Source organism: Vulcaniibacterium tengchongense (genome assembly GCF_003814555.1).
Lineage (GTDB): Bacteria > Pseudomonadota > Gammaproteobacteria > Xanthomonadales > Xanthomonadaceae > Vulcaniibacterium > Vulcaniibacterium tengchongense.
Window position 1 is genome coordinate 1 of record NZ_RKQN01000008.1, and the last position, 11359, is coordinate 11359.

The following is an 11359-nucleotide window of genomic DNA, read 5'->3' on the forward strand; positions in this document are numbered from 1 at the left end:
ATGGTGGGCCGTGTTGGAATCGAACCAACGACCAGCGGATTAAAAGTCCTCTCACCGAAGCACTGAATTCAACGCCTTAGCGTTGTTCATTTTCCCGGCAAGGCCGCGCGCAGGCCCTGCCGCTGCTGCGCGATCGCGAGCATTTTCCCGGTCCGCGGGGCGGGCACAATCATGCGATGCGCGGAGATCTCACACCGCCCGACGCGGACGTACTGCCGCCCCTGCCGGCGCGGTTCGGCTGGCAACTGCCGCATGCGAAGCAGCACCGGCGGCCGTACCCGGAGACCCGCCAGATCGTCGTCGACGGCGAGGGCCCTGCGCTCGCGGCCGTGTCGCCGAAGGACGGCCTGGCCGCGGTTGTGATCGGGCTACACCGAGCGCTCGAAGGCAGCCGGCACTACCGCACTTTCGCCTCGCGGGACGCCGCGCTCCGGTACGTCGCGGCGTGGGCGTGGAAGTACGCCGACCAGCTGATCGCCGAGATCGAAGAACACCGGTGCCACCGGTGCGACTGAGTGCGGCCGCAGCCCTTGGCATCCGGCTGCCGCCTGGTGGACGCCGCCGCCGCGCTTCGTTGGCCAGCGGCACGCAGGACCGATGCGCGCGTCGCTCGAGCGTTGGCCAACAATGACTCAGCGGCAGGCGGCGCGCCGCCGCCTTAGTCCAATTTTTCGGATGCCCATCGGAAACGGGTTACAAAAGTTATCTCCCGAAATTTCGGCCTGAAACCCCAACTGGCTCAATGGCTTATCCATCATTCTTGAAGGTAACAATAGGGTAACGACAGGGTAATGATGTAACCTTCCGGAGAGGTTACATGCCTCCACCGTGAACCCTTTACAAATCAATAGCTTGCGGATTGATAACCTTCCCGGTAACCGTGGTGTTACCCCGGTCGGTTACATCGAAAACCCTTCCAAATCAATGAGATAGCGGCTCACCCACCCTTCGGGTTACTTGTAACCCGGTTCCGATGGTCATCCGAAAAATTCGCCCTCCCTGCGGCGCCGCCGAAGGGGCTCAGCGCCGCCTGTACGCGCCGCCGAGGCCGCAGGGTTTCGCAGGGGCGCCGGGGCCTTCGGAACGCCTCTGGCGGCCGCGCAGGCGCTTGCTGCGAGCGAGACTGCAGGGGTGCGGAAAAAGCAGGGGGTATAGCCCGCAGGCGTGGCGGGGGGACGACTGCGCGCGCCAGGGGCAGCCCGCGCGGCCCTGGGGTCGGGCGGTCGATCACCCTGCTCGGCGGCTTGGACGCGCGCTCCGCGGCCGCACAGGGCCGCGCGGGCCGGTCGGCGGGGCTCGCGTGCGCAAAAAAAAGCCGCCCCGTAGGGCGGCTCTCAGGCGGCGCATGCGGCGGGTGGCTATAGCGCGGCGAGGCGTTGGCGGGTCACATCGGCGTAGTGCTGGGTCAGCTCGCAGCCAACCCAGCGATACCCTTCCAGCTGCGCGGCGACCAGCGTCGTGCCGGAGCCGGCGAAGGGATCGAGGATCCGCCCGCCCTCCTCGCAGATCCGCACGACCTGGCGCATCAGCTCGGTGGGCTTGCCGGTCAGGTGCAGCTTGTCCGACTTCAGGACCTTCGCCCGGATCACCCCGGGCAGCACCGGCGCCCGGCGCGTCAACGGCATCGCGCCCTTGCTGCCCCACACCACGTACTCGGCTTGATTGCGGAAGCGGCCGAGCTGCGGGCGGACACCCTCGGTCTTGTCCCAGACGACGATGCCGCGCCAGGTGAAGCCCGCGGCCTGCAGCGCGTCGGTAGTGAGCGGCAGCTGCCGCCAGTCGGTGAACAGGCACACCGGTGCGCCATCCTTCAGCAGCCGCACGCACTCGCTGAGCCAGAGCACCATCCACTGCAGGTGCGATCGCTGGTCGCGTTCGTCGCCGACGAAATCGGCGTGCAGGTTGGAATCCAGGTACTTCTGCGCCGGCGAGCGCTGCCGCGCCCCAGCGTGGACACCGCCGCTCGCGTACGGCGGGTCCGTGATCAGCGCATCGAAGCTCCCGGCTTCAAGCGTCGGCAACAACTTCAGGGCGTCGCCCTGCAACAACTGGTTCTCCATCTATCGAGCCTTCGTCGTATCGCTCGCGGCGATCTGTCGGGAGGCTCGCGGCCTTCAGGTGGTTGAGCGTGCCGCACCGTGGGCACTTGATCTGCAGCTCGGCGAACTGCGCGGCCTTGGCCAGCAGGCGCGCGCACTCGCCGCAACGAACGGGGAGGAGCACGACGCGCATGTCAGGCCGCCGGCGGCTCGTAAGGTCGGAAGCGGATCACCTCGTCGCCGACCCAGTCGTTGATCCGCAGCAGCCGCTTCTGCAGGGGTTCGAGCTCGTTGGCGGCCCAGACCAGCGATGCCTCGCGGATCGAGCCGAAGCCGCCGGCATTCTGCGGCACGATGCCCAGCAGCTGCGGCGGGATCCGCAGCGACGCGAGCATGTCGTCGCGGGTGATGTTCTTGATCCCGGCGAACTCGTCCTTAGCCGCCACCTCGCTCACCGGAATCAGCTGCAGGCCGTCCTTCTTGCCGTTGGGCGAGTACAGGAACAGGTTGCGGAAATTGCCCGGGCCGCGGGCGTTGCGCATCGCCTCGCGCAGCTTGTCGACGTCCGCCATATCGGCCTGCGGATCGCTGAGATAGAGGATGAAGCCCGCGTGCGAGCCGTTGTTGTAGTACTTCCGGCGGAACAGCGTCGCCGACTCGTTGAGCAGCGCGGACTGCAAGGCCGAATACCACTCCGGCAGCCCATAGATCTCCTGGTCGACGTCGGCCTCCCGGAGCTGGCAGACGGTGCCTGGCTTGAACTCGTGCTCCTCGCCCCAGCCCCGCACCTGGTAGAACGTCCCCGGCTCCACGCCGCGGCGCATGTACTTCGCCAGGCACGGCTGCAGCCGTGCCGGCGAGCCGAGCACCGACTGGCGGGTCTCGACGTAGCACATGCCGAAGGTGATCCAGTCCATGGCGAGCTGCTCGAACGCCTCGTGCGACAGCAGCCGGTGCGGCTGGAAGGTGCGCGCGAGCATGTTGCGCTTGAAGGTCAGCCCGGATTGAAGGTACGCGTTCGAGCGCGTGGTCCGCGAGAGCCCATCGAGCGAGATCGGCGGCTCGTACCAGCGGCCGTTCGGCACGCACTCGATGTAGTCGAGCAGCCCGCGCGAGTCCAGCACCGGCGTAGGCTCGCCGAAGGTGAAGGCCTCGATGCGCGCGGTCGTCTCCGCCGCGTGCGAGGGGGTCGGATCCATCACATGATCTCCAGAATGCCGGTATTCCGGCCGGTTTGCCCCTCAAGGGGCTCGTTGTGCAAAGCGTGGAACAGCGCCCACGCGATGTCGGCGTGTCCGGTGTGATCGGAGCGGCCGGCGGTGTAGGTCATATGCCGGCCGCTGGCGGTCATCGTCTTGCGGATCGCCATCAGCGACTGCGCCACGTCGGTCCAACCGGCGTCGAACTCCAGGCGGCCGTTGTGGATCACGTCGTAGGCTTTCAGCACCAGTCGCGTCTTCACCTCCGGCGAATAGCTGAAGGTGGTCAGTCCCGGGAAGAACTGGCGGACCAGCTGCGCCACGCCCGTGCCCATACCGGTGGTGTCGATGCCGATGTACGTCACCCAGTAGCGCTGCGTGACGCGGCGAATCGCCTCGGCTTGCGCCGCGAAGTCCATGCCGCGGAACTGGTGGCGTTCCAGCATCCGGAACTTGCCGCCCGCCACCTGCGGCGGCGCCACGACCACCAACCCGGCGCTGTCGCCGGTCTCGGAGGGGTCGTAGCCCACCCAGACCGCCCGGTCGCCGAACGGCCGCGCCGCGAACGGCCGGTAGTCGTCCGCCCACTCGACCCAGCTGTCGACCATGCACGGCTGCAGCATCGACAGCGGGAACACGCTCGCGCCGTCGTCGACGAACTCGCACATCAGCAGGTTCGCGAACGCCTCGGCGCTGTACTCCTCGCGCAGCTCCTCGATGTCGAACAGGTCGCAGCCGCGGCGTGCGGCATCCATGATGGTGACGATCTGGCGCCAGATGCGGTCCTCGCACAGGCGGCCGCCTGCGAGGGCGTCGTGGCCGACATCGATCTGGATGCGCTCGGCGGCCGGCCTACCCTTGTTGCGACGCTCGCCGGTCCAGAACGGATAGGCCTCGTGGGCCATGCTCGATGGCGTGCTGAAGTAGGTTTTGCGCCACTTCTTGTGCATCGCCATGCCGCTGGCGACCTTGTTCAGCGCTTCGAATCCGTACGTCCAGAAGAACTCGTCGAAGTAGAAGTTGCCGTGATAGCCCTGCGCGGTTCGCGCATTCGTGCCCAGGAAGTACAGCTCGGCGCCGCCGGCCAGGACGATGCTGTCGCCGCCGGTCAGATCCTTGTCCAGCACCTCGCGCACGAAGGCCTGCATGTAGCCGCGGAACAGGAACGCCTGGGCCTTGGACGCGCTGAGGAAAATCTGATTGCGGCCCGTCTTGAGCGCGTCGATCAGGGCCTCGCGGGCGAAGTAGTACGTGGCGCCGATCTGGCGCGACTTCAGGATGGCGCGCGTGCGCTGGTTGCTGGCCCGGTACCAGTCGCGCTGGTAGTCGAAACAGCCATCGATGAACGCCTGCTCCAGGCGCTCGATCTCGTCCTCGCTGAACTCGTTCTTCCGGGCCTTTTTCTTCGGCGCCGCGTTGCGGTTGGCGAGGTTCGGATTCAGGTCGGTTTCGGTGCCGCCGGCCTGGTAGCGCTGGATCCGCGCCTGCCGCTCCAGCTGCCGGTGCAGCAGGTCGATCTCCTTGTAGTCCCCGCCGGTCTTGTCCGGCTTCAGGATCAGCATCACCAGCCGCGCCTCCAGGGCGCCGCCGATGCGCTCGACGTTGTCCGCCCGGTCCCACTCGTCGCGGGCCTTCCAGCTGTGTAGAGTCTTCTCCTTCTCCCCGGTCAATTCGGCGATCTCGCAGATCCGCCGGCCCATCCAGTACAGGAACTTCGCCTGGCGGCGCGTATCCATCGGGAGTTGGGCGGTGACGCTGTTCATGGGGATAGCGTGCCCACCCTCCCCTCGCGCAAGTAGGCGCGCCTCGTGTAAACGCGGCCTTTACATGCAAGCCGCGTTGCCGCTGTTGTTGCGGCTACCGACCATGAGCCTCAGCGATGCAATCGCATCACGCCCAAACGCGCAGAGGACAGCATGTCGGACAAGGTCAAGAAGTTCCGCTCGAACTGGTTTCGTGTCGCCGTGGAGGGCGCCACCTGTGACGGGCGCACGATCGAGCGCTCCTGGCTCGAGGATATCGCCAGCTCGTACGACCCGGACAAGTACGGCGCCCGCATCTTCATCGAGCACATCCGCGGACTGAACCCCGAATGGGGCTTCCGCTGCATGGGCGACGTGCTGGCGGTGAAGACCGATACGGTCAAGATCGACGGCCAGGACCGCCTCGCGCTGTTCGCGCAGATCGAGCCGACGCCCGAGTTCGTCGCGATGACGAAGGCGAAGCAGAAGATCTACAGCTCCATCGAAGTAGATCCCAACTTCGCCGGCACCGGCAAGGCCTACCTCCGCGGCCTGGGCGTGACGGACAGCCCGGCAAGCCTGGGCACCGAGATGATCCAGTTCGCGGCCAGCAACCCCGAGGCCAGCCCGTTGCGGTCGCGCAAGCAGTCGCCGGGCAACTACTTCAGCGTGGCGATCGAGTCCGACATCGAGTTCGAGGAGGTCGAGGAAAAGCCCAGCGCCCTCGAAGCCCTGTTCGCACGCTTCGACGCGCTGCTGAAGCCGAAGGCCCCCGAACAGCCCCCGCCGCCGGCGCCGGCCGCCCCCGACCTGGCGACGTTCACCGAGGCGGTCGCCGCCCTGGGCGAGCACGTGCGCAAGCAGGAGCAGCGCTTCGCCGCCAGCGAGCACGAGAACGCCGACCTGCGGCGGCAGCTGCAGTCCCTGGCGGCGGACTTCGCAGCGGTCAAGCAGCGGCTGGAAGGCACCGTCGACCACGCCCAGGCGAGCCGGCCGGTCGTGACCGGCGCCGGCCGCGTCGAACTGACCGACTGCTGAGCCGCCGTCGCGCCGCCGCGCCCACACCCCAAACCGCCGCTTTCCCCGGAGCACACATGCGTAACGACACCCGCCAGCAGTTCAACGCCTTCACCCAGCAGGTCGCCCAGCTCAACGGCGTGGCGTCGACCGCCGCGACCTTCGCCGTCGAACCCAGCGTCCAGCAGCGCCTGGAGAGCCGCATCCAGGAGTCGAGCGAGTTCCTGAGCCAGATCAACATCATCGGCGTCGATGAGCTGAAGGGCGAGAAGCTCGGCCTGGGCGTGAGCGGCACCATCGCCGGCCGAACCGACACCAGCGCTGGCGCGAAGCGCGAGCCGCGCAACGTGGCGGACCTGTCGGGCCAGGGCTACGAGTGCGCCAAGACCGACTTCGACACGGCGATCCCGTACGCGTTGCTCGACGCGTGGGCGCGCTTCCCGAACTTCCAGGCGATCCTGCGCGACGCCATCATCAAGCGCCAGGCACTCGACCGCCTGATGATCGGCTTCAACGGCGCGAGCGTGGCGCCGACCACCGACCGCACCAGGAATCCGCTGCTGCAGGACGTCAACAAGGGCTGGCTGCAGCAGTACCGCGAACACGCGCCCGAGCGCGTGATGACCGGCGGCGCGACGGCCGGCAAGGTGACCATCGGCGCGGGCGGCGACTACAAGAACATCGACGCGCTGGTCTACGACGCGGTCAGCTCGCTGATCGAGCCCTGGTTCCGCAAGGACCCGTCGCTGGTGGTGGTGACCGGCCGCGAGCTGGTGCACGACAAGTACTTCCCGCTGGTGAACAAGGACCAGCCGGCGACCGAGAAGCTGGCCACCGACATCATCCTGTCCCAGAAGCGCGCCGGCGGCCTGCCGCTCGCCGAGGTGCCGTACATCCCGGACGGCGCCATCCTCATCACCTCGCTGAAGAACCTGTCGATCTACTGGCAGCGAGGCGGGCGCCGCCGCTACATCAAGGAGGAACCGGAGTCCAACCGGGTTGCCAACTACGAATCCTCGAACGACGCGTACGTCATCGAGGACTACGGCTTCGGCTGCCTCATCGAGAACGTCGAGATCCTGCCGGAGGCGCCGTAAGGCCATGGCCGACAGCCCCGCAAAGCGCCACCTGACCCGCGTGCGGGCAGCCCTGGAGGCTGCCCGCAGGGCGCCCCACGAGTTGATGGCCGGCGCCACCGCTTACGAGCAGCACATGGCGATGCTGCAGCAGGACCGCCTGCGGCTGAAGCAGGTGCAATCGGACCAGGGCAAGGCCGAGCTGAAGCGCCAGATGCTGCCGGCGTACAGCAGCTACGTCGCCGGCGTGATCGAGGCCGGCAACGGCGCCGCCGACGAGGTGGTCACCACGGTGCTGGTCTGGTGCATCGACGTCGGAGACTACGACGAGGCGCTGCGCATCGCGGAGTACGCGCTCAAGCACCGCCTGGCGATGCCCGACCGCTTCGCGCGCACCACCGGCTGCCTGGTCGCGGAGGAGATCGCCGAGGCCGCGCTGAAGGCGCAGCGCCTGGGCGAGGCCTTCGAGGCGCGGGTCCTCGATCGCGCCGCGGCCCTCACCGCCGACCAGGACATGCCCGACGAGGTGCGCGCCAAGCTGCACCTGGCGCTGGGCCGGGCCCTGCTGGCCAGTGGCACCGATGAGGCGCCGCCGGCCGCGGTCGACCTTGAAGCCGGCATCGCACACCTGCGGCGCGCCATCGACCTGCACAGCAGCTGCGGCGGCAAGAAGGACCTGGAGCGCGCCGAGCGCCTGCTGAAGAAACACGCCGTGTCGCCCCCGGCCAACGCCGGCGGCGGCAACGGCTAACCGAGCGTCCCCACGCAACCCCGCCGGCTCGGGGCCGATCCGCACGACTCTCTCTCCAGTGCGGTGACGCCCCGACCACCGGCGACCCACCAGGCCTATGAGCGGATTCATCGCAAACGGAACCGCCGGCGACGAAGAACGGATCGAGAACGATGGCTTCTGGCCGTCGATCGACCCGATCACCGTGCGCAATCGGATGCGGCTCACCGGCGCCGTCGCCGCCGCGCGCCTGCGCGCCGCCATCGTGAACGCGATGCTCTCCGTCAACGCGGAGCTGGCGGGCTGGAAGGCGCAGCAGCAGGCCGCCGGCCGCGCCACGCTCGCCGACGTGCCGGCGGACCGGATCGACGGCGCCTCGCGCCTTGTGCACCTGTACCTGCGCGCGGTGACGTGCGCCGCGGCCGCCGAGGTGGTGGAGCGCTACCGCTCGTACGATTCCAGCGGCGACGGCCACCAGCGGGCCGACGACCTGAGCCCGAGCATCGACGAGCTGCGCCGCGACGTGCGCTGGGCGATCAGCGACCTGCTCGGCAACCGGCGGATGACGGTGGAGCTGATCTGATGCGGGTCTACGCGCGCCAGGGCGACACGCTCGACCTCCTGTGCTGGCGGCACCTCGGCCACACCGCGGGCGTCGTCGAGCAAGCGCTGGAAATGAACCCCGGGCTGTGCGAGCACGGCCCGGTGCTGCCCCACGGCACGCCCGTGGACCTCCCCGAAATCACCGCCACCGCCTCGGCCGTCACCCGGCCGCTGGTGCAGCTCTGGGACTGACCCGATGGCCGAACCGACCTCCCTTTCCAGCGCTGTGCCGGTCGCCGCCGGCGTCGGCCTGGCCGCGCTGCTGCCCGGCATCGACGGCAACGCGCTGATCGGCGCGTTCGCCGGCGCCACGCTCTTCGTCGTGTCGGCAAAGTCGCTGCCCCTCTGGCAACGCGCGGTGTACCTGGTCGTGAGCGTGGTGGCCGGCTATCTCGCCGCGCCGGACATCGTGCGCTCGCTGCCGGTCTTCTCGACGGGCGTGGCCGCTTTCGTCGCGTCCGCGGTCGGGATCACGGTCACGCTGGCGCTGATCGAGAAGAGCCGGTCACTCGACCTGGGCTGGCTGCGTCGCGGAGGGCCGCCGAATGCATAGCCTCGTCACCGTCCTCACGCTGATCGCCTGCCTGGCGATCTGCGCCCGACTGCTCACGTACAAGCGCGGCCCCGACGCCCGGCACCGGGTCGGCGTCGGCCTGTGCGCCTGGCTGCTGATCGTCTGCACCGGCGGCCAAGCGATCCACATCGCCCTGGTCGGCGCTGCCGCGCACGTCAGTCCTTGGCAGCTCGGCGTGCTCCTGGTGCTCGCCGTGCTCACCTACCGCGCCCGCGGCAACGTGGCGCGCATCCTCAGGGTCGATTGATGGTCACCGACGATCAGCTCGCGCAGATCATGCGCTGCCCGCTCGTCCGGGCGCAGCGCTGGCGCCCGGCGCTCACCGCCGCCATGGCCCGTTTCGGCATCACCACGGCGCGCCGCGCCGCGCACTTCCTCGCCCAGGTCGGGCACGAAAGCCTGAGCCTGTCGCGCACCGAGGAAGACCTGAGCTACAGCCTGCCGCGGCTGCTGGAGGTGTTCGGCCACCGGATCCCGGCGAAGTCGGCCGGCGAGTTCGTGCGCCAGCCGGAGAAGCTGGGCAACTACGTCTATGCCCGCCGCAACGGCAACGGCGACATCGCCAGCGGCGACGGCTACCGGTACCGCGGCCGCGGGCCGATGATGCACACCGGCCGGGGAAACTATCGCCGCGTCGGCCAACTGATCGGCGCGCCGCTGGAGCAACAGCCGACGCTGCTGCTGGACGTCGAGACGGGCGCCCAGGCGGCCGCGGCCTACTGGCGGGACTCCGGCCTCAACGCCATGGCGGACGCCGGCGACGTGCTGATGGTCAGCCGCAGGATCAACCTCGGCTCGGCCACGTCCAAGCGCACGCCGGAAGGCCTGCAAGACCGCATCGCCCGCACCCGCCGCGCCCTCGCCATCCTGGGGGCCGGCTGACATGTCCGCCCGCGCCATCCTCGCCCTGCTCTTCCTCGCGCTGCTCGCGGCCATCGCCGGCGGCGCCGCCTACCAGCAGAGCCGCATCGCCTCGGCCCGCGCCGAGGCCGAGCAGGCACGGCAGCAACTGCGGGCGGCGCAGGCCGAGCGCGACGCCGCGCGGGACGAGCGCGACGCGGCGCGCCGCAACGTCCGCGTGGTCACCCAGTACGTGGACCGGGTCCAGAAGGTCTACGTCGCCGGCGCCACGATCACAAAGGAGGTCCCCGTCCATGTCACCGCGAAGGCTGATGCCGCTTGCACTGTGCCTGCTGGCTTCGTGCGCCTCCACGACGCCGCCGCCGCCAACGTCCCCCCGGATGCCGCCGCCGGAGATCCTGATGCGCCCGCCGCCGGCGTTACGCTCTCTGCCGTCGCCGAAACCGTCGCCGGCAACTACACCACCTGCCACGCCCTCCGCGAGCAGGTGATCGGCTTGCAGGCCTACATCAACTCGCTGCCGGCGGGCGCGCCCGAATGATCAAGCCGAACAGCCTGCGCGAGCACCTGACCACGGCGATTCCCGAACTCGGCCGGGACCCCGACCGGCTGCTGGTGTTCATCGAGCGGGGCAGCCTGGCCGGGACCTTCGCGCCCGGGTTCTCGTACGAGTACAGCTACACCCTGAGCGTGATCGTGACCGACTTCGGCGGGCAACCCGACGCGGTCATGGTCCCGCTGATGGTGTGGATCGCGCGGCACCAGCCGGAACTGCTCGCCAACCCCGCCCGCCGCGGCGAGATCGCGTTCGAGGCGGAGCTCCTGGCGAACGACAAGGTCGACCTCGAGATCCGCCTTCCGCTCACCGAGCGCGTCGGCGTGCACCGCCGCGCCGAAGGCGGCTTCGCCGTCGAGCACTACCCCGAGCCCGAACTGGAGGCAACGCTGCCCGCGGGGCGCTGGGACGTGTATCTCAAAGGCGAGTGGCTCGGCGGCTGGGACGTGCCGCCGGCGTGACCATGGGCGACCTGGAGCAACTCCACGCCTGGGCCGCGCCGCTGCTCGCGAAGCTGCAGCCGGCCGAGCGGCGCGCCCTCGCGCGCAAGCTCGCCACCGCGCTGCGGCGCAGCCAGGCGCAGCGCATCGGCGAGCAGCGCAACCCGGACGGCAGCGACTACGCCCCGCGCAAGCGCCAGAAGGCGGGCCGCATCAAGCGCCGCCGAGGCAGGATGTTCGAGCGCATCGCCCGGCGGCAGCACCTGAAGGTCGAAGCGACCGAACAGGCCGCATCGGTGGCGTTTCTCGGGCGCGTGGCGCGCATCGCCCGCGTCCACCAGGAGGGCCGGCGCGACCGGGTCGCGCGCCGCGGCCCGGTGGTGCGCTACGAGCGCCGCCAACTGCTCGGCTTCAGCGAGGCCGACCATCGCATGATTCGCGACCTGCTGACCGAGCACCTGGCCGGGTAGCCCTGTAGACCCGTGGCGTACAACGCAAGCGCATTGTCGGTGCGATAGCCGG

General features: G+C 69.2%; 16 protein-coding genes. 12 read left to right on the forward strand and 4 right to left on the reverse strand.

Annotated features, from left to right (window positions below; all coding sequences use genetic code 11):
• The first annotated feature begins 176 nt into the window (after window positions 1–176).
• Window positions 177–515, forward strand: coding sequence for a hypothetical protein (locus EDC50_RS15705; protein WP_123771446.1), 339 nt, complete (start codon window positions 177–179; stop codon window positions 513–515).
• 843 nt (window positions 516–1358) lie between these two features.
• Here EDC50_RS15705 and EDC50_RS15710 read toward each other — a convergent pair.
• The 4 genes from EDC50_RS15710 to EDC50_RS15725 are packed head-to-tail and all read right to left on the reverse strand — an operon-like array spanning window position 1359 to window position 5001.
• Window positions 1359–2060 carry a DNA-methyltransferase gene (locus EDC50_RS15710; protein ID WP_123771447.1) on the reverse strand — a complete coding sequence of 234 codons (702 nt, stop codon included), beginning with the start codon at window positions 2058–2060 and terminating at the stop codon, window positions 1359–1361.
• Window positions 2008–2232, reverse strand: coding sequence for a Com family DNA-binding transcriptional regulator (locus EDC50_RS15715; RefSeq protein WP_242003045.1), 225 nt, complete (start codon window positions 2230–2232; stop codon window positions 2008–2010). Before EDC50_RS15715 ends, EDC50_RS15710 begins: the two co-directional genes overlap by 53 nt.
• Window position 2233: 1 nt before the next feature.
• The gene (locus EDC50_RS15720) at window positions 2234–3238 is read right to left on the reverse strand and encodes a phage portal protein (RefSeq protein ID WP_123771448.1); all 1005 of its coding nucleotides are present in this window, start codon (window positions 3236–3238) and stop codon (window positions 2234–2236) included.
• Window positions 3238–5001 (reverse strand): terminase ATPase subunit family protein, encoded by a 1764-nt coding sequence (locus tag EDC50_RS15725; RefSeq protein ID WP_123771449.1) that lies wholly within the window; start codon window positions 4999–5001, stop codon window positions 3238–3240. Before EDC50_RS15725 ends, EDC50_RS15720 begins: the two co-directional genes overlap by 1 nt.
• 153 nt (window positions 5002–5154) lie before the next feature.
• On the opposite strand from EDC50_RS15725, the gene EDC50_RS15730 reads away from it, so the two are divergent.
• The 11 genes from EDC50_RS15730 (at window position 5155) to EDC50_RS15780 (ending at window position 11307) form a co-directional block, all read left to right on the forward strand.
• The gene (locus EDC50_RS15730; RefSeq protein ID WP_123771450.1) at window positions 5155–6018 is read left to right on the forward strand and encodes a GPO family capsid scaffolding protein; all 864 of its coding nucleotides are present in this window, start codon (window positions 5155–5157) and stop codon (window positions 6016–6018) included.
• A gap of 56 nt (window positions 6019–6074) precedes the next feature.
• A complete protein-coding gene (locus EDC50_RS15735) occupies window positions 6075–7094 on the forward strand; it encodes a phage major capsid protein, P2 family (RefSeq protein WP_123771451.1) in 1020 nt (339 codons plus the stop codon).
• A 4-nt stretch (window positions 7095–7098) separates the two neighbouring features.
• The gene (gpM, locus tag EDC50_RS15740; RefSeq protein WP_123771452.1) at window positions 7099–7824 is read left to right on the forward strand and encodes a phage terminase small subunit; all 726 of its coding nucleotides are present in this window, start codon (window positions 7099–7101) and stop codon (window positions 7822–7824) included.
• A 97-nt stretch (window positions 7825–7921) separates the two neighbouring features.
• Window positions 7922–8386 carry a head completion/stabilization protein gene (locus EDC50_RS15745; protein ID WP_123771453.1) on the forward strand — a complete coding sequence of 155 codons (465 nt, stop codon included), beginning with the start codon at window positions 7922–7924 and terminating at the stop codon, window positions 8384–8386.
• On the forward strand, window positions 8386–8598 hold the full coding sequence (locus EDC50_RS15750) for a tail protein X (protein WP_123771454.1): 213 nt from the start codon (window positions 8386–8388) through the stop codon (window positions 8596–8598). The genes EDC50_RS15745 and EDC50_RS15750 overlap by 1 nt, the downstream gene beginning before the upstream one ends.
• A gap of 4 nt (window positions 8599–8602) precedes the next feature.
• Complete coding sequence (locus EDC50_RS15755) at window positions 8603–8959, forward strand: putative holin (protein WP_123771455.1); 357 nt, start codon at window positions 8603–8605, stop codon at window positions 8957–8959.
• On the forward strand, window positions 8952–9227 hold the full coding sequence (locus tag EDC50_RS15760; protein ID WP_123771456.1) for a phage holin family protein: 276 nt from the start codon (window positions 8952–8954) through the stop codon (window positions 9225–9227). Before EDC50_RS15755 ends, EDC50_RS15760 begins: the two co-directional genes overlap by 8 nt.
• The gene (locus tag EDC50_RS15765; protein ID WP_123771457.1) at window positions 9227–9862 is read left to right on the forward strand and encodes a glycoside hydrolase family 19 protein; all 636 of its coding nucleotides are present in this window, start codon (window positions 9227–9229) and stop codon (window positions 9860–9862) included. The genes EDC50_RS15760 and EDC50_RS15765 overlap by 1 nt, the downstream gene beginning before the upstream one ends.
• A gap of 1 nt (window position 9863) precedes the next feature.
• Window positions 9864–10382: a hypothetical protein gene (locus tag EDC50_RS15770; protein WP_123771458.1), complete on the forward strand. Its 519-nt coding sequence runs from the start codon at window positions 9864–9866 to the stop codon at window positions 10380–10382.
• Window positions 10379–10858 (forward strand): phage tail protein, encoded by a 480-nt coding sequence (locus EDC50_RS15775; RefSeq protein ID WP_123771459.1) that lies wholly within the window; start codon window positions 10379–10381, stop codon window positions 10856–10858. Before EDC50_RS15770 ends, EDC50_RS15775 begins: the two co-directional genes overlap by 4 nt.
• A 2-nt stretch (window positions 10859–10860) precedes the next feature.
• Window positions 10861–11307, forward strand: a complete 447-nt coding sequence (locus EDC50_RS15780; RefSeq protein WP_123771533.1) for a phage virion morphogenesis protein — start codon at window positions 10861–10863, stop codon at window positions 11305–11307.
• Window positions 11308–11359: the final 52 nt, after the last annotated feature.

Excerpts from the sequence above, each read along its gene's own strand:
- EDC50_RS15730 (WP_123771450.1), top strand. The coding sequence starts at position 5,155 with ATGTCGGACAAGGTCAAGAAGTTCCGCTCGAACTGGTTTCGTGTCGCC.
- EDC50_RS15755 (WP_123771455.1), top strand. The coding sequence starts at position 8,603 with ATGGCCGAACCGACCTCCCTTTCCAGCGCTGTGCCGGTCGCCGCCGGC.
- EDC50_RS15750 (WP_123771454.1), top strand. The coding sequence starts at position 8,386 with ATGCGGGTCTACGCGCGCCAGGGCGACACGCTCGACCTCCTGTGCTGG.
- EDC50_RS15715 (WP_242003045.1), bottom strand. The coding sequence starts at position 2,232 with ATGCGCGTCGTGCTCCTCCCCGTTCGTTGCGGCGAGTGCGCGCGCCTG.
- EDC50_RS15710 (WP_123771447.1), bottom strand. The coding sequence starts at position 2,060 with ATGGAGAACCAGTTGTTGCAGGGCGACGCCCTGAAGTTGTTGCCGACG.
- EDC50_RS15705 (WP_123771446.1), top strand. The coding sequence starts at position 177 with ATGCGCGGAGATCTCACACCGCCCGACGCGGACGTACTGCCGCCCCTG.
- EDC50_RS15760 (WP_123771456.1), top strand. The coding sequence starts at position 8,952 with ATGCATAGCCTCGTCACCGTCCTCACGCTGATCGCCTGCCTGGCGATC.
- EDC50_RS15720 (WP_123771448.1), bottom strand. The coding sequence starts at position 3,238 with ATGGATCCGACCCCCTCGCACGCGGCGGAGACGACCGCGCGCATCGAG.
- EDC50_RS15780 (WP_123771533.1), top strand. The coding sequence starts at position 10,861 with ATGGGCGACCTGGAGCAACTCCACGCCTGGGCCGCGCCGCTGCTCGCG.
- EDC50_RS15770 (WP_123771458.1), top strand. The coding sequence starts at position 9,864 with ATGTCCGCCCGCGCCATCCTCGCCCTGCTCTTCCTCGCGCTGCTCGCG.
- EDC50_RS15765 (WP_123771457.1), top strand. The coding sequence starts at position 9,227 with ATGGTCACCGACGATCAGCTCGCGCAGATCATGCGCTGCCCGCTCGTC.
- gpM (WP_123771452.1), top strand. The coding sequence starts at position 7,099 with ATGGCCGACAGCCCCGCAAAGCGCCACCTGACCCGCGTGCGGGCAGCC.
- EDC50_RS15735 (WP_123771451.1), top strand. The coding sequence starts at position 6,075 with ATGCGTAACGACACCCGCCAGCAGTTCAACGCCTTCACCCAGCAGGTC.
- EDC50_RS15745 (WP_123771453.1), top strand. The coding sequence starts at position 7,922 with ATGAGCGGATTCATCGCAAACGGAACCGCCGGCGACGAAGAACGGATC.
- EDC50_RS15725 (WP_123771449.1), bottom strand. The coding sequence starts at position 5,001 with ATGAACAGCGTCACCGCCCAACTCCCGATGGATACGCGCCGCCAGGCG.
- EDC50_RS15775 (WP_123771459.1), top strand. The coding sequence starts at position 10,379 with ATGATCAAGCCGAACAGCCTGCGCGAGCACCTGACCACGGCGATTCCC.